Raw genomic sequence first — 15,383 nt, 5'->3', positions numbered from 1 at the left:
GCCGTTAACGATAACGCGTGTCTGCTGGACAAACGCGGTGCCTGGGAGCCCATCGCGAGCAAGCTCGCTCCTACAGGGTTCTCTCAGCATTCAGACAATCAGCACAGGTCGAAGCCCATGTCCCTCCCCTCCCACGTACGCATTGTCGAAGTCGGCCCCCGCGACGGCCTGCAGAACGAAGCCCAGCCCATCAGCGTCGCCGACAAGGTGCAACTGGTCGATGCACTGACCGCAGCCGGACTTGGCTATATAGAAGTCGGCAGTTTCGTTTCGCCCAAGTGGGTGCCGCAGATGGCCGGTTCCGCCGATGTCTTCGCGCAGATCCAGCGCAAACCGGACGTCACCTACGGCGCACTCGCCCCCAACCTGCGCGGTTTCGAAGATGCCCTCGCGGCCGGAGTGAAGGAAGTGGCGGTGTTCGCGGCGGCATCCGAAGCTTTTTCCCAACGCAACATCAACTGCTCGATTAGCGAAAGCCTGGAGCGTTTCGTACCGATCATGGACGCGGCAAGACAACACGGCGTGACGGTTCGCGGTTACGTGTCCTGTGTGCTGGGCTGCCCCTATGAAGGTAACGTCGCCCCGGAGCAAGTCGCCGTGGTCGCTCGCGAACTCTATGCCATGGGCTGCTATGAGGTTTCGCTGGGCGACACCATCGGCACCGGCACCGCTGGCGCAACCCGCAAGATGTTTGAAGTGGTATCAAAGGATGTGCCCCGGGAAAAACTCGCAGGGCATTTCCACGACACCTACGGTCAGGCTGTGGCCAACATCTACGCCAGTCTGCTGGAAGGCATCGCGGTGTTCGACAGCTCCATCGCCGGCCTGGGCGGTTGCCCCTATGCCAAGGGCGCCAGCGGTAACGTCGCGACCGAAGACGTGGTTTACCTGCTCAACGGCCTGGGCATCGACACCGGAATCGATCTCGACGCCTTGGTGCTCGCCGGTCAGCGGATTTGCAGCGTATTGGGTCGTCCTACCGGCTCCCGCGTGGCCAAGGCCCGCAGCGCACAGTGAGTGCACTGAGTGTGTCCAGGTGTTACCGCGCGGACTCAAACGTGGGCGCAAGCGAGTAACACGGAAACAAAATGTAGGGTGTTGCCTGAGGCGCAAAACCCTACAAAACTCCAAACCATTGATTTTAAAGGCTTTTAAAAAGTTGGCATGCCTCCTGCTATATCTATCGCATAACAAGAATAAAAAAATTGCGGCAAACCTAATAAAAACAAGACGTAACGACTCTGACATAACAAAAACAACACGGCAGAGACGCAGCTAACAGATTTTTTTGGAGAAGATGTGCTTTTCAGGGTGCTTTTCGGAGTTACCCGCAACCGGGCAGAGAACAATAAAACTACCTTCAGGTAGCTCCAGAACTGGTTGGATCGCTTGGCGAAAAAGTAGATCAGCGCTCAAAAAAATACGTTTGCTCTTGATCCCGGATGGGGATCGCCAAAAACAGCGGTAAAGGGCAACGGTTGCCAAAAACAAAAACAGACCGACCCTCAATAATAAAAAAAGAGCACGCGCAACGACAAATTAAAGGGGAGCCTCGGCTCCCCTTTGTGCTGTCTGGCATTTGAGATTTCACCACCCCCTGTAGGAGCGAGCTTGCTCGCGAAGGTCGCCAACGATAACGCGCACATTCTGAATGAACGCGGCATCCTTGAGTTCTTCGCGAGCAAGCTCGCTTCTACAAGAGGCCTCGTCATGCCTTGTTGATGCGCAACTCCTCGATACTGATCTCGCGCATCCGGAATTTCTGGATCTTGCCGGTCACGGTCATAGGAAACTCCTCGACGAACTTGAAGTAGCGCGGCGTCTTGAAGTGTGCGATGCGCTCCTTGCACCAGGTTTGCAGCTCTTGCTCGGTGGCGCTGTGGCCGGGGTGGAACTTGATCCAGGCGACGATCTCTTCGCCGTAGCGCGAGCAAGGAATGCCGATCACCTGAACGTCCGCAACAGCCGGATGAGTAAAGAAAAACTCTTCCAGCTCCCGCGGGTAAATGTTCTCACCGCCACGGATGATCATGTCCTTGTTACGCCCGGCAATGCACACGTAACCCTCATCATTCATGCTCGCCAGGTCGCCGGTGTGCATCCAGCCTGCCTGATCAATGGCTTCTGCGGTGCCTTGCGGGTTGTTCCAGTAGCCGAGCATCACGCTGTAGCCACGGGTACAGAGTTCACCGATGGTGCCACGGGGCACCAGGTTGCCCGCCTCGTCAATGATCTTGCTTTCCAGTTGCGGCTGGGTGCGCCCGACCGTGGTGACGCGCAATTCCAGATCGTCCGACGGACCGGTCTGCAACGACACGGGGCTGGTTTCCGTCATGCCGTAGGCAATCTGCACTTCACTCATATGCATTTCGCTGATGACCCGGCGCATGACTTCGATAGGACAGGTTGCGCCCGCCATGATGCCAGTGCGCAGGCTCGACAGGTCGAACCCGGCGCGTTGCGGCTGATCGAGCATGGCAATGAACATGGTCGGCACGCCGTACAGCGCCGTGGCCTTTTCTTCAGCCACGGTGCCAAGGGTCAGCAATGGATCGAACGCGTCGTTTGGATAAATCATGGTGCTGCCATGGGTGATGCAGCCGAGGTTGCCCATGACCATGCCGAAGCAGTGATACAGCGGCACCGGGATCACCAGGCGATCGGCCGCCGTCAGGCCCAGGCTTTCGCCGACCATGTAGCCATTGTTGAGAATGTTGTAGTGACTGAGGGTCGCGCCCTTGGGGAACCCGGTGGTGCCGGAGGTGTACTGGATATTCACCGGCTGATCGAAATGCAGGCTGTCCTGGCGCTCATGCAGTTGCTCGACCGTCACGCTGCCCGCCAGATCGGCCAGTTGCGACCATGGCAGGAACCCCGACGGTGGCTGCGCATCCAGGCTGATGACACCGCGCAACTCCGGCAAGCGCTCGCTGTGCAACTTGCCGATGGATTGCGCGGCCAGTTCCGGCACCAGGCCTTGCAGCATCGAGTGATAGTTCGAGGTCTTGAAGGCCCCGGCGCATACCAGCCATTGGCAACCGGATTGCTTGAGTACGTATTCGAGTTCGGAACTGCGATACGCGGGATTGATGTTGACCAGAATCACGCCGATTTTCGCGGTGGCAATCTGGCTGATGCACCACTGCGCACAGTTTGGTGCCCAGATGCCAAGCCGGTCACCGGCTTGCAACCCCAACGCCAACAGCGCCCTGGCGTGCAGGTCAGCGGCCTCGGCCAATTGCCGCCAGGTGTAACGCAGCTGTTGATGGCGCACCACCAGCGCCTCCCCGTCCGGGTACTGCGCAACCGTGTTGTCGAACGTCTGGCCGATAGTCATCGCCAGCAAGGCTTTATCCTGGGAACCACGGGTGTAACTGCGTTGCGGGCTTGCACTGGGTTGATCCATGACGACCCCTATTGTCTTTATTAATGGGCTACCGGCGGTTACCTGTAGGAGCGAGCTTGCTCGCGATGGAGGTCAACGATGACGCGTACCGCCTGAAAAATGCGTCGCCTTCAAGTTCATCGCGAGCAAGCTCGCTCCTACAGGGTTGGTCCGCTTTTCTATCTTGAACTGCCTCTACTCTCGCTCAAGTTGACGTTAACGTAAAGGGTGATTGACAGCCATTCGTCACAGGTTTACGTTAACGTAAAGGTGAGAACTGAATCACGACCCTCCCCACCCGACAAAAAAGCCAAAAGGTGACCCATGAGCTACCCATCCCTGAACTTTGCCCTCGGTGAAACCATCGACATGCTGCGCGATCAGGTTCAGTCCTTCGTCGCCAAAGAGATCGCCCCGCGCGCCGCTCAGATCGACACCGACAACCTGTTCCCCGCCGACCTGTGGCGCAAATTCGGCGACATGGGCCTGCTGGGCATTACCGTGCCGGAAGAATACGGCGGTGCCGGCCTGGGTTACCTGGCCCACGTGGTGGCCATGGAAGAAATCAGCCGTGGCTCGGCCTCGGTGGCGTTGTCCTACGGCGCCCACTCCAACCTCTGCGTCAACCAGATCAATCGCAACGGCAACCACGAACAGAAATCCAAATACCTGCCGAAGCTGATCAGCGGCGAGCACATCGGCGCATTGGCCATGAGCGAGCCAAACGCCGGTTCCGACGTGGTCTCGATGAAACTGCGTGCCGACAAACGCGGCGACAAGTACGTGCTCAACGGCAGCAAGACCTGGATCACCAACGGTCCGGACGCCAACACCTATGTGATCTACGCCAAGACCGACCTGGAAAAAGGCCCCCACGGCATCACCGCCTTCATCGTCGAGCGCGACTGGAAAGGCTTCAGCCGCAGCAACAAGTTCGACAAGCTCGGCATGCGTGGTTCGAACACCTGCGAGCTGTTTTTCGATGACGTCGAAGTGCCGGAAGAAAACATCCTCGGCGTGCTCAACGGCGGCGTGAAAGTGCTGATGAGCGGCCTCGACTACGAGCGCGTTGTCCTGTCCGGTGGCCCGACCGGGATCATGCAGGCGTGCATGGACCTGATCGTGCCGTACATTCACGACCGCAAGCAGTTCGGCCAGAGCATTGGCGAATTCCAGTTGATCCAGGGCAAGGTCGCCGACATGTACACCCAACTCAACGCCAGCCGCGCCTACCTGTACGCCGTGGCCCAGGCTTGCGAGCGTGGCGAAACCACGCGCAAGGACGCCGCCGGGGTGATCCTCTATTCCGCCGAACGTGCCACGCAAATGGCCCTCGACGCGATCCAGATTCTCGGCGGAAACGGTTACATCAACGAATTCCCGGCGGGCCGTCTGCTACGTGACGCCAAGCTGTACGAAATCGGCGCCGGCACCAGTGAGATCCGTCGCATGCTGATCGGTCGCGAACTGTTCAACGAAACCCGCTAAACGGAGCTGTCCATGGCTATCCTGCATACCCAGCTCAACCCTCGTTCAGCGGAGTTCACCGCCAACAGTGCGGCGATGCTCAAACAGGTCGACGCCCTGCACACCCTGCTCGCCCAAGTCGCCCAAGGTGGCGGCCCGAAAGCGCAGGAGCGCCACACCTCGCGGGGTAAACTGCTGCCCCGCGAGCGCATCAACCGTTTGCTGGATCCGGGCTCGCCGTTTCTGGAGATCAGCCAACTGGCGGCCTACCAGGTGTATGGCGAAGACGTTCCCGCTGCTGGCGTGATTGCCGGGATTGGCCGCGTGGAAGGCGTCGAATGCATGATCGTCGCCAACGACGCCACGGTAAAAGGTGGCTCGTATTACCCTCTGACGGTAAAAAAACACCTGCGTGCCCAGACCATCGCCCAGCAAAATCGCCTGCCGTGCATCTATCTGGTGGATTCGGGCGGTGCCAACCTGCCGCGTCAGGATGAAGTGTTTCCGGACCGCGAGCACTTCGGGCGGATCTTCTTCAACCAGGCCAACATGAGCGCCATGGGCATTCCGCAGATTGCCGTGGTCATGGGCTCCTGCACCGCTGGCGGCGCGTATGTGCCAGCGATGGCCGACGAAGCGATCATGGTCCGCGAACAAGCGACGATCTTCCTCGCCGGCCCGCCGCTGGTGAAAGCCGCCACCGGTGAGGTGGTCAGCGCCGAAGACCTCGGTGGGGCTGACGTGCATTGCAAGATTTCCGGGGTAGCCGACCATTACGCCGAGAGCGATGAGCACGCTCTGGCGCTGGCGCGCCGCAGCGTCGCCAACCTCAACTGGCGCAAGCAAGGTGAGGTTCAGCAACGCACTCCGATCGCCCCGCTCTACAGCAGTGACGAGTTGTACGGTGTGGTCCCGGCCGACGCCAAGCAACCGTTTGACGTGCGCGAAGTGATTGCGCGACTGGTGGACGGATCGGTGTTCGACGAGTTCAAGGCGCTGTTCGGGACAACGCTGGTCTGCGGTTTTGCTTACCTGCACGGTTACCCGATCGCGATCCTCGCCAACAACGGCATTCTCTTCGCTGAAGCGGCGCAGAAAGGCGCGCACTTCATTGAGCTGGCCTGTCAGCGCGGCATTCCTTTGCTGTTCTTGCAGAACATCACCGGCTTCATGGTCGGCCAGAAATACGAAGCCGGCGGTATTGCCAAGCACGGCGCGAAATTGGTGACGGCGGTGGCTTGCGCCAAGGTGCCGAAGTTCACGGTGATCATTGGCGGCAGCTTCGGCGCAGGTAACTACGGCATGTGTGGCCGTGCCTACGATCCGCGTTTCCTGTGGATGTGGCCAAATGCGCGCATCGGTGTGATGGGCGCCGAACAGGCTGCCGGTGTTCTGGTACAGGTCAAGCGCGAACAGGCCGAACGCGGTGGGCATGGTTTCAGTGCCGAGCAGGAAGCCGAGATCAAGCAACCGATCCTCGACCAGTACGAAGAACAGGGTCACCCCTACTATTCCAGCGCGCGTCTGTGGGACGACGGTGTCATCGACCCGGCCCAGACTCGCGACGTACTGGCCCTGGCCTTGTCCGCGTCGTTGAACGCGCCAATCGAACCGAGCCGCTTCGGCGTGTTCCGGATGTGATCCGACCTCTGTAGGAGCGAGCTCGCTCGCGATAGGCGTTAACGATAACGCGGGGCATCAGGTAGCCAGCGTCGGTTGAGCGTTCATCGCGAGCAAGCTCGCTCCTACAGAAGAACAGAGTTGTGGAGACGGACAATATGAGCGACTTCAACACCCTCGAACTGCTGACCGACCCGCGTGGTTTTGCCACCCTGTGGCTCAGCCGTGAAGAAAAGAACAACGCCTTCAACGCCGAAATGATTCGCGAGCTGATCCTCGCCCTCGACAAAGTCGCGAGCGATGCCAGCCTGCGGTTTCTGATCGTGCGCGGCCGCGGCAAACACTTCAGCGCCGGCGCCGACCTGGCCTGGATGCAGCAATCGGCCGAACTCGATTACGCCACCAACCTCGATGACGCCCGGGAACTGGCGGAGTTGATGTACAACCTGGCCAAACTGAAAGTTCCGACCCTGGCCGTGGTGCAAGGCGCGGCCTTTGGCGGCGCGCTGGGCCTGATCAGTTGCTGCGACATGGCCATCGGTGCCGATGACGCGCAGTTCTGCCTGTCGGAAGTGCGCATCGGCCTGGCGCCGGCGGTGATCAGCCCATTCGTGGTGCAAGCCATCGGCGAGCGCGCTACACGTCGCTATGCCTTGACCGCTGAGCGCTTCGGCGGGCAACGGGCACGGGAAATCGGTCTGTTGTCGGAAAGCTATGCAAGTGCCGAGCTGGAACAGAAAGTCGAGCAGTGGATCGACAACCTGCTGCTCAACAGTCCGGCCGCGATGCGCGCCAGCAAGGATCTGTTGCGCGAAGTCGGCGACGGCTCACTGACCCCGGCATTGCGCCGCTACACCGAAAACGCCATCGCCCGCATCCGCGTCAGCCCGGAAGGTCAGGAAGGCCTGCGCGCCTTCCTGCAAAAACGTCCGCCGAGCTGGCAAGCCGAAACCACCAAGGAGCCCCGTTGATGAGCGCACCTGTCCTCACCACCCTGCTGGTGGCCAACCGTGGCGAAATCGCTTGCCGGGTAATGCGTACCGCCAAGGCGCTGGGCCTGACGACCGTGGCCGTGCACAGCGCCACCGACCGTGACGCCCGGCACAGCCGCGAAGCCGACATTCGTGTCGACCTCGGCGGCAGCAAAGCCGCCGACAGCTACCTGCAAATCGACAAACTGATCGCTGCCGCCAAGGCCAGTGGCGCCCAGGCGATTCACCCTGGCTATGGCTTTCTGTCGGAAAACGCCGGGTTCGCCCGCGCCATCGAAAGCGCCGGCCTGATATTCCTCGGCCCGCCTGCCTCGGCCATCGACGCCATGGGCAGCAAGTCCGCCGCCAAAGCCTTGATGGAAACCGCCGGCGTGCCATTGGTGCCCGGTTATCACGGCGAAGCCCAGGACCTGGAAACCTTCCGCGCCGCCTGCGAGCGCATCGGCTACCCGGTGCTGCTCAAGGCCACCGCCGGTGGCGGCGGCAAAGGCATGAAAGTGGTCGAGGACGTCAGCCAACTGGCCGAAGCCCTGGCCTCGGCACAGCGTGAGGCACAATCGTCGTTCGGCGATTCGCGGATGCTGGTGGAGAAATACCTGCTCAAGCCACGCCACGTGGAAATCCAGGTATTCGCCGACCAACACGGCAACTGCCTGTACCTCAACGAACGTGATTGCTCGATTCAGCGGCGGCACCAGAAAGTCGTCGAGGAAGCGCCGGCGCCAGGCCTGAGCCCGGAACTGCGTCGCGCCATGGGTGAGGCCGCCGTGCGTTCAGCGCAGGCCATCGGTTATGTCGGCGCCGGCACCGTGGAATTTTTGCTGGATGCGCGCGGCGAGTTCTTCTTCATGGAGATGAACACCCGCCTGCAAGTGGAACACCCGGTTACCGAAGCCATCACCGGCCTCGACCTGGTGGCCTGGCAGATTCGCGTGGCACGCGGCGAAGCGTTGCCGATGACCCAGGATCAGGTGCCGCTGGTGGGGCACGCGATCGAAGTGCGACTGTATGCCGAAGATCCGGGCAATGACTTCCTGCCGGCGACCGGTCGCCTGGAGCTGTATCGCGAATCCGCCCAGGGGCCTGGGCGTCGAGTGGACAGCGGCGTTGAAGAAGGCGATGAAATTTCGCCGTTCTACGACCCGATGCTCGGCAAGCTGATTGCCTGGGGCGAAGATCGTGAACAGGCGCGCTTGCGCCTGCTGAGCATGCTCGACGAATTCGCCATCGGCGGCCTGAAGACCAACATCAATTTCCTGCGGCGCATCGTCGGTCACCCGGCGTTCGCCGCTGCCGAACTGGATACCGGCTTCATTCCGCGCTATCAGGAACAGTTGCTGCCGACGCCAGCGGAACTCAGCGATGATTTCTGGCAAGCAGCCGCCCAGGCGTTTGCCCAGAGCCAACCGTCTGCAACCCGTGCCGATGACCCGAGTTCGCCATGGGCGGCTGGTAGTGGGCTGCGTGCCGGCTTGCCGAGAGAAATCACCCTTCACTTGAGTTGTGAAGGCCAGGACCGCGCGCTGACGCTGGGCGCCATCGATGCCCACAGCGCTCGGCTCAAGGGCGAGCATCTGCTGACCGAGCATGCTGGCGTGCGCCTTCAACACCGGGCCATACGTCGTGGCGAGTATGTGTATTTGCAGTGGGATGGCGAGTTGCGCCGCATCGAGGCTTACGACCCGATCAGCGCCGTCGAGGCCAGCCATAGCCATCACGGCGGGCTGACCGCACCGATGAACGGCAGCATCGTCCGTGTGCTGGTGGAGGCCGGACAATCGGTCGAAGCCGGGGCGCAACTGGTGGTGCTGGAAGCGATGAAAATGGAGCACAGCATTCGTGCACCGCACGCCGGGGTGATCAAGGCGCTGTATTGCCAGGAAGGCGAGATGGTCAGCGAAGGCAGTGCGCTGGTCGAACTGGAAGAAGCGTGAAATGAAGATCGGTCCTACGCCCTGCGAGGACCGATCTGATCAGAACTTGGTCGTTGCCTGAACCACTACGCCGATGATTCGACATTCTTCGGTGTACAAGGCTTTCGGATACGTCGGATTGAGCGGGACCAGGTAACGCTGCCCGCCCTCTTCGATCAACTTGCGGAATGTGGCTTCGGCGCTGTCCGGCCACTGGGCAATCACCAGTTTGCCGGGCACGGCTTCCACGGCCGGGTCCACCAGAATCAGCATGCCTTCCGGGATGCTGATGCCATTGGGTGCGGTCATCGCATCGCCTGCCACTCTCAGCCAGAACGCAGCCCCCCGGGCGTGGTAATCGGACAGCTCAGAGCGCCCCTTTGCATACACCGCGACCTCGCCGTCGCGCACTTCGGCAGGTTCGCGCCAGTCACTGATCGGGTAGCGAAAGTACGGGTTGTACTTCTGTGTCAGGGGGATATCGTCGTCTGTTGACGCCTGCGGTTCCCGGATCACCAGCGCCACCTCGAGAAACTCGAGGCCCAGCGCCCGCAGTACACGGTTCATGTCTTCGATGCCGGGTTCACGACGTTTGTTGAGCCAGTGGCCAATGCCGCCCTGGGACATCCCGAGGCGCTCGGCGAGTATCTCTTGAGTGATTTTGAGTTCACTCATCTTGGCCTTGACCAATTCGATCCATTTATCCATGTGCGGCACGATACGTGGATGACTCCGGCCATCAAAACACAAATTGTAGTATTTAAATTATCGTCACAAATACAGTCCGTATTAGTATCGATTCACGGATCTGAATCTAACACGGAGTTTGCCATCACCATGAACCCACCCGCCAATGACCTGTCGGACATGCAAATCGACACCACCCTCACCTCGCCCCAAGGCTCAGCAGCGGCACAACGCGCGCTGGACTATTACTTGAAACCCGCTATTTCAGAGGACGTTGCCGAGCTGCGTTTTTTTGATGTGAACCGCAATATCAGCGGCGAAGAGGCACTGGTCCATGCCTTGGACCTGTTGCGCTGCGCTGCCGCCACCGCGTACGAGTCAGCCAATCACCTGCAAGGCGCAAACCGCGACCTGGCGTTTTCGGCTGTGCATATGATCGACATGGCCAAGGCGATGGTCGATCGGTCGCTGGAGAAGTATGAAAACGGTTGAGGTGAGAAGGTAAATCGAGAGGACAGGAAAGAATTTTCCTATCGCGCAGGTGAAAACGTTTGACTTGCAAACGAGAATGATTATTATTGCATCGACTGATCGCGAGATCAGTCGATGGACCAGGTGACCTTAGGTCGGTCTCCCGGACTATCTCCTCATCAGGCTAATCACGGTTTTTGACCCGGCTTTTTGCCGGGTCTTTTTTTGCCAGTTTTCTGGCTTTTGGCTTCAGGCTAATGAAGTCTTCGGGTGTCGCAAATTCGATGGCGCGGATGATATCAAAAGAATGCCGCTTGGCAAGAGAAGCCCGGCATCATTGGTTAAAACCAGCGACAAATAGCACTTGAGAATCAATCGCACAGCCTCTAAGCTGCGACGGCGTCAAGGAGGACGCCCCCCCTGCACCCCGCAATTTCCCTCGGTTTCGCCCCACTCTTGCGTGTAAAGTAGCCGCCATAAAAATCATATTCAGGACTCGATTATGACCGTGGGAAAATCCTCTTTCGACATCACTGCCAACTTCGACAGCGGCAACATCCAAGTCATCGACATCAGCGACCCGCTCAAACCTCTTCTGGCCATTCGCCCGGACACTCGCAGTGCTCATTTCCAGTGGTTCCACTTCAAGGCCAGCGGCCTGCATGTCGGGCAGGAGCACTGGTTTCGCCTGAACAATGCCAGCCAGTCTTCCTATAACAAGGCCTGGACCGGTTATCAGGCGGTGGCGTCCTACGATCACGTCAACTGGTTCCGCGTACCGACCATTTTTGAAGGCGACTGCCTGCGCTTCAGCCTCGAAGCCGAGCAGACTCACGCCTGGTTCGCTTACTTCGAACCCTACAGCCGTGGCCGCCACGACTGGCTGATCGAGCAAGCACTGAGCAAGGCTGGCACTGAGTTGCTGGCCACCGGCAAAAGTGTCGAAGGTCGCGACATCCAGTTATTGCGCAAAGGCACCGGGGCCGAAGGCCGGCGCAAGGTGTGGATGATTGCCCAGCAACATCCGGGCGAACACATGGCCGAGTGGTTCATGGAGGGCGTGATCGAACGCCTGGAAAAACACGACGACCCGGTGCTGAATAAACTGCTGGCCAGCGCCGACCTGTACCTGGTGCCGAACATGAACCCGGATGGTGCTTTCCATGGCCACCTGCGCACCAACGCCATGGGCCAGGACCTCAATCGCGCCTGGCAGAGCGCCAGCCAGGAAATCAGCCCGGAGGTCCTGTTCGTTCAGCAACAGATGGAAAAATACGGCGTCGACATGTTTCTCGACGTCCACGGTGACGAGGAAATCCCCCACGTATTCACCGCCGGTTGCGAAGGCAACCCCGGTTACACGCCGCGGATCGAAAAGCTCGAGGAGCACTTCCGCACTCATCTGAAGCACACCACCAAGGACTTCCAGACCAGGTACGGCTACACCCGCGATGAACCGGGCCAGGCTAACATGACGTTGGCCTGCAACAGCGTAGGGCAGAAGTACGACTGTCTGTCGCTGACCCTGGAAATGCCGTTCAAGGATCACGACGATCATCCGAACGCGGAAACCGGTTGGTCGGGCAAGCGTTCGAAACAGCTGGGCAAGGATGTGCTGACCACGCTGGCGGATATGGTCGATACCCTGCGCTGACCACCTGTGGCGAGGGGCTTGCCCCCTCGCCACAATGATTGATCGGCAGCTTTCAACCGCGACCCCTACCCCGCAACATACTGTCCAGCACCTCATCACGGCGCACCCAGCCGTGAAACAGCGCCGCCGCCAAATGCAGCAACACGGTCAGAAACAGCAGATACGCCAGATACCCGTGCGCCTTGCGCAGGAAGGCAAAGACCTGCGCGTTCGCCGGCACAATCGAGGGTAGTTGCAGCGAACTGCTGAGCATTACCGGCTCGCCAGACGCCGAAATCATTGCCCAACCCAGCAGCGGCAAGACCAGCATCAATGCATACAACAAGACATGCGAAGCCTTGGCCGCGAGTACTTGCACACCCGGCATGTCCGCCGGCAGCGGTGGCTGCGTAGTGGAAAAACGCACCACCAGTCGCACGATCACCAACAGCAAGATCGCGACGCCCAGGGGTTTGTGCAGATGAATCAGCCACTCATGCCGCTCGGATACCGAGGCGACCATGCCGGCGCCGATAAACAGCATGGCGATGATCATCAGCGCCATCAGCCAGTGCAGCAGGCGCGCCAGCGGAGCGAAGTGGTTCGGTTGGGTGCTCATTGCTGGGCCTCCTGTTTGGCGGCGGGCAACTGGCCCACTTCGCTGGTGCGACGCAGGTAGGAATTGGCGTAACCGGCTGAACGAGCGGCGAGCAACGGGTCGTCGGAACCTTCGATCCCGGCAGGCAACACCAGCGGGTCGTAGTTGATGTCACGGCATTCACCGTTGAGTTGCGGCTGAGTCTTTTCCAGCACCAGGGTGCCAGCGTTCAACACCTTGCGCCCCTCGGGCCAGGCCTTGCTGGCGTCGTTGACCGGATCGCCGGGGTTGGCCAGGGTGATGTTCAACTGCCAGCGCAACGGGCCGGCGGCGATGCGCTGAACCAGGTCTTTCTCCAGGAAATCACTGCCTTCCGGTGCCGTCGCACCTGGTGCGTCCTGGGCCATCGGCACCATATTCCAGCGCACGGCCTGGCGTTGCCCGGCGGCATTGACCAGATAGAACGCGTTGACGCTGTTGTAGGTTTCCGTCACGTAACTGGCCGAGGGTTTGGCGGTCTTGATCCAGGCCAGGAACGGCGCAGATTCCGGGTGCGAGCCAAAGAACGCCGGCACCGCTGCGGGGTCCGGTTTGCCGGTAGCGGGAACCGGCGACTGGGCCTGCTGCAACTGATAGAACGCCTCGGGCGTGCCCACCGGGAACACCGGCATGCTGTTCATCCCCGTACGCCACTGCTGGCCGTTGGCCTGAGTGAAACGCAAGGCCATGCTGCGGATCGGCACGGCACTGTCCGGCGCATATGGATTACCGGCCGGCAAGGCGAAACGCCCGACCACCGGTGTCCGTGCTTCGTTGAACACCTGAGCGCTGGAATAGCTGCGCGCCTCGCCACTGCTCTCGAAATGCCCGATCACGCACACGCCTTTGGCATGGTTGCGACGGAAACCCGGATGCACGCCATTGTTGGTTTCCAGCACGTTGATCAGTTTCTTCGGGGTCAGGCGCTGTGGGTCGAAGGTGCCGTTGACGTAGGCAAACGCCCCAGCCACTGCGGCAACGACCACGGCAATGCCAGCCAGACGCAACGTCAGGCTCGCCGCACTCAAGGGTGGCCGGGTTGGCGGTGATGATCGATCTACCATGAAAGACTCCAGGGCCATCGGCCACAAGTGAGAAGAATCAAGCAGACGAACCGCACACAGGATTATTCCCATGCGCGGTATTTATTTTTTCAAGCGTGGAATAACCTCCAGCACGGGGCGTCTTCCTAGTCCCAAGCGTAGTGACTTGTCGGAACCTGATGAACGATATCGACGAAAAACTGAGAGAAATCATTCCCGGTATGCGCCGGTTTGCCGTGTCGTTGACGCGTAACCCGAGCAGCGCCGACGACCTGGTACAGGCGAGCCTGGAGCGGGCACTGTCAAGTTGGGGCGGCAAACGCGCCGAGGGCGACTTGCGCGCCTGGTTGTTTTCGATTCTCTATCGACAGTTTCTCGATGCGCACCGCCGCTCCCGGCGCTATGCGCGCATGCTCGAATTCTTCACCGGGCGTGACGATCCCCAGCCCTCGGTGGAACGCACCGTGATGGCACAATCCACCCTCAACGCCTTCGATCAACTGCCCACGGAGCAACGCGCGCTGCTGCTCTGGGTGTCGGTGGAAGGCTTGAGTTACAAAGAGGTCGCCGAGATTCTCGACGTCCCCATCGGCACCGTGATGTCCCGCCTGTCCCGGGCTCGCCAGGCCCTGCGCCAACTCAGCGATGGCGAAATCAACCGCCCATCCCTGCGGAGACTCAAATGATCAGCATGCCCCCCAGCGAGCGTGACCTGCACGCCTATGTCGACCACCAGTTGAGCGACGCCGACCGACGCCTGGTCGAGACTTTTCTGGCGAGCAATCCAGAAATGTCCGCGCAAGTGCGCGCCTGGCAACTGGACGCCCAGCAACTGCGCGCAGCCCTTGGTGGTGCCTTGCAGCAACCGGCCAACCCGAACCTCGATCCGGCACTGATTCGCCAACGCCTCAAACGTCAGTCCCGCCGACACCTGGCCAGCGCCGCGGTGCTGCTGATCGCTGTCGGCATCGGCGGTTTCAGTGGCTGGCAGGCACGACAAATGACCCTGGTCGGCGCCCCGCTTCCAATGACCGACGCCCTGCAAGCCTATCGCCTGATTGCCCAGCAAGAGATCCTGCCGGCGGACTACAAGGCCAGCGATGACGGCGATATGCAAGGCTGGCTCGACCGCTATTTCAACCGGGCCAATCGCTTGCCCGACCTCGCCGGCGCCGGATTCAAACCGGTCAGCGGGCGCTTGCTCAGTACCGATCAAGGGCCAGCAGCGATGGTGGTTTACCAGAACCTGACGGGACAAAAGATCAGCTTCTACGTGCGCCCACCGGGACCGAAAAACTTCATGCTGCCAAGGGGCAGTCGTAGCGATGGCGGGTTGCAGGCCGAATATTGGTCGGGTGGCGGCTACAACTACGCGATGGTCAGCCCGGCAGATACGGCGATGGCGCAGATGCTGAGGCAGACCAATCAGTTCTGAACACAACACCACCTCCTGTGGGAGCGGGCTTGCTCGCGAAGGCGGAGTGTCAGTCGACATTCACTTATCTGATACACCGCTTTCGCGAGCAAGCCCGCTC

Annotated in this window: 13 protein-coding genes; 9 read left to right on the top strand and 4 right to left on the bottom strand. The window is 60.3% G+C overall.

Annotated features, from left to right (window positions below):
- Window positions 1–117: 117 nt before the first annotated feature.
- On the top strand, window positions 118–1,017 hold the full coding sequence (locus ACCD00_RS21900; RefSeq protein ID WP_413427501.1) for a hydroxymethylglutaryl-CoA lyase: 900 nt from the start codon (window positions 118–120) through the stop codon (window positions 1,015–1,017).
- Between the two features lie 691 nt (window positions 1,018–1,708).
- Here the strand turns inward: ACCD00_RS21900 and ACCD00_RS21895 are convergent.
- Window positions 1,709–3,406 (bottom strand): AMP-binding protein, encoded by a 1,698-nt coding sequence (locus ACCD00_RS21895; protein ID WP_413427500.1) that lies wholly within the window; start codon window positions 3,404–3,406, stop codon window positions 1,709–1,711.
- Between the two features lie 303 nt (window positions 3,407–3,709).
- On the opposite strand from ACCD00_RS21895, the gene ACCD00_RS21890 reads away from it, so the two are divergent.
- From ACCD00_RS21890 to ACCD00_RS21875, 4 genes are all read left to right on the top strand, one after another.
- The gene (locus ACCD00_RS21890; protein WP_413427499.1) at window positions 3,710–4,873 is read left to right on the top strand and encodes an isovaleryl-CoA dehydrogenase; all 1,164 of its coding nucleotides are present in this window, start codon (window positions 3,710–3,712) and stop codon (window positions 4,871–4,873) included.
- 12 nt (window positions 4,874–4,885) lie between these two features.
- Window positions 4,886–6,493 carry a carboxyl transferase domain-containing protein gene (locus tag ACCD00_RS21885; protein WP_413427498.1) on the top strand — a complete coding sequence of 536 codons (1,608 nt, stop codon included), beginning with the start codon at window positions 4,886–4,888 and terminating at the stop codon, window positions 6,491–6,493.
- Window positions 6,494–6,630: 137 nt separating this feature from the next.
- Window positions 6,631–7,443, top strand: coding sequence for a gamma-carboxygeranoyl-CoA hydratase (locus ACCD00_RS21880; RefSeq protein ID WP_085718284.1), 813 nt, complete (start codon window positions 6,631–6,633; stop codon window positions 7,441–7,443).
- Window positions 7,443–9,398: an acetyl/propionyl/methylcrotonyl-CoA carboxylase subunit alpha gene (locus ACCD00_RS21875; RefSeq protein ID WP_413427497.1), complete on the top strand. Its 1,956-nt coding sequence runs from the start codon at window positions 7,443–7,445 to the stop codon at window positions 9,396–9,398. The genes ACCD00_RS21880 and ACCD00_RS21875 overlap by 1 nt, the downstream gene beginning before the upstream one ends.
- Window positions 9,399–9,437: 39 nt before the next feature.
- Here ACCD00_RS21875 and ACCD00_RS21870 read toward each other — a convergent pair whose 3' ends face one another.
- Window positions 9,438–10,085 (bottom strand): LexA family protein, encoded by a 648-nt coding sequence (locus ACCD00_RS21870; protein ID WP_413427496.1) that lies wholly within the window; start codon window positions 10,083–10,085, stop codon window positions 9,438–9,440.
- Window positions 10,086–10,214: 129 nt separating this feature from the next.
- Here ACCD00_RS21870 and ACCD00_RS21865 point away from each other — a divergent pair, with 129 nt between their 5' ends.
- Together ACCD00_RS21865 and ACCD00_RS21860 are read left to right on the top strand one after the other, a co-directional pair.
- Complete coding sequence (locus tag ACCD00_RS21865) at window positions 10,215–10,556, top strand: DUF6124 family protein (RefSeq protein ID WP_413427509.1); 342 nt, start codon at window positions 10,215–10,217, stop codon at window positions 10,554–10,556.
- 481 nt (window positions 10,557–11,037) lie between these two features.
- Window positions 11,038–12,189, top strand: coding sequence for a M14-type cytosolic carboxypeptidase (locus ACCD00_RS21860; RefSeq protein ID WP_413427495.1), 1,152 nt, complete (start codon window positions 11,038–11,040; stop codon window positions 12,187–12,189).
- Between the two features lie 52 nt (window positions 12,190–12,241).
- Here the strand turns inward: ACCD00_RS21860 and ACCD00_RS21855 are convergent, their stop codons facing one another.
- Both ACCD00_RS21855 and ACCD00_RS21850 read right to left on the bottom strand, forming a co-directional pair.
- Complete coding sequence (locus ACCD00_RS21855; protein ID WP_413427494.1) at window positions 12,242–12,787, bottom strand: cytochrome b; 546 nt, start codon at window positions 12,785–12,787, stop codon at window positions 12,242–12,244.
- Entirely contained in the window at window positions 12,784–13,869 is a 1,086-nt protein-coding gene (locus ACCD00_RS21850) for a catalase family peroxidase (RefSeq protein ID WP_413427493.1), read from the bottom strand. The genes ACCD00_RS21855 and ACCD00_RS21850 overlap by 4 nt, the downstream gene beginning before the upstream one ends.
- Window positions 13,870–14,027: 158 nt before the next feature.
- Here ACCD00_RS21850 and ACCD00_RS21845 point away from each other — a divergent pair, with 158 nt between their 5' ends.
- Together ACCD00_RS21845 and ACCD00_RS21840 are read left to right on the top strand one after the other, a co-directional pair.
- Window positions 14,028–14,534 (top strand): sigma-70 family RNA polymerase sigma factor, encoded by a 507-nt coding sequence (locus ACCD00_RS21845; protein ID WP_413427492.1) that lies wholly within the window; start codon window positions 14,028–14,030, stop codon window positions 14,532–14,534.
- The gene (locus tag ACCD00_RS21840; RefSeq protein WP_413427491.1) at window positions 14,531–15,283 is read left to right on the top strand and encodes an anti-sigma factor family protein; all 753 of its coding nucleotides are present in this window, start codon (window positions 14,531–14,533) and stop codon (window positions 15,281–15,283) included. Before ACCD00_RS21845 ends, ACCD00_RS21840 begins: the two co-directional genes overlap by 4 nt.
- Window positions 15,284–15,383: the final 100 nt, after the last annotated feature.

This window comes from Pseudomonas sp. Pseusp3 (assembly GCF_047304225.1).
Classification (GTDB): Bacteria; Pseudomonadota; Gammaproteobacteria; order Pseudomonadales; family Pseudomonadaceae; genus Aquipseudomonas; species Aquipseudomonas fluorescens_CD.
This window is presented reverse-complemented; position numbering and strand designations above follow the sequence as displayed.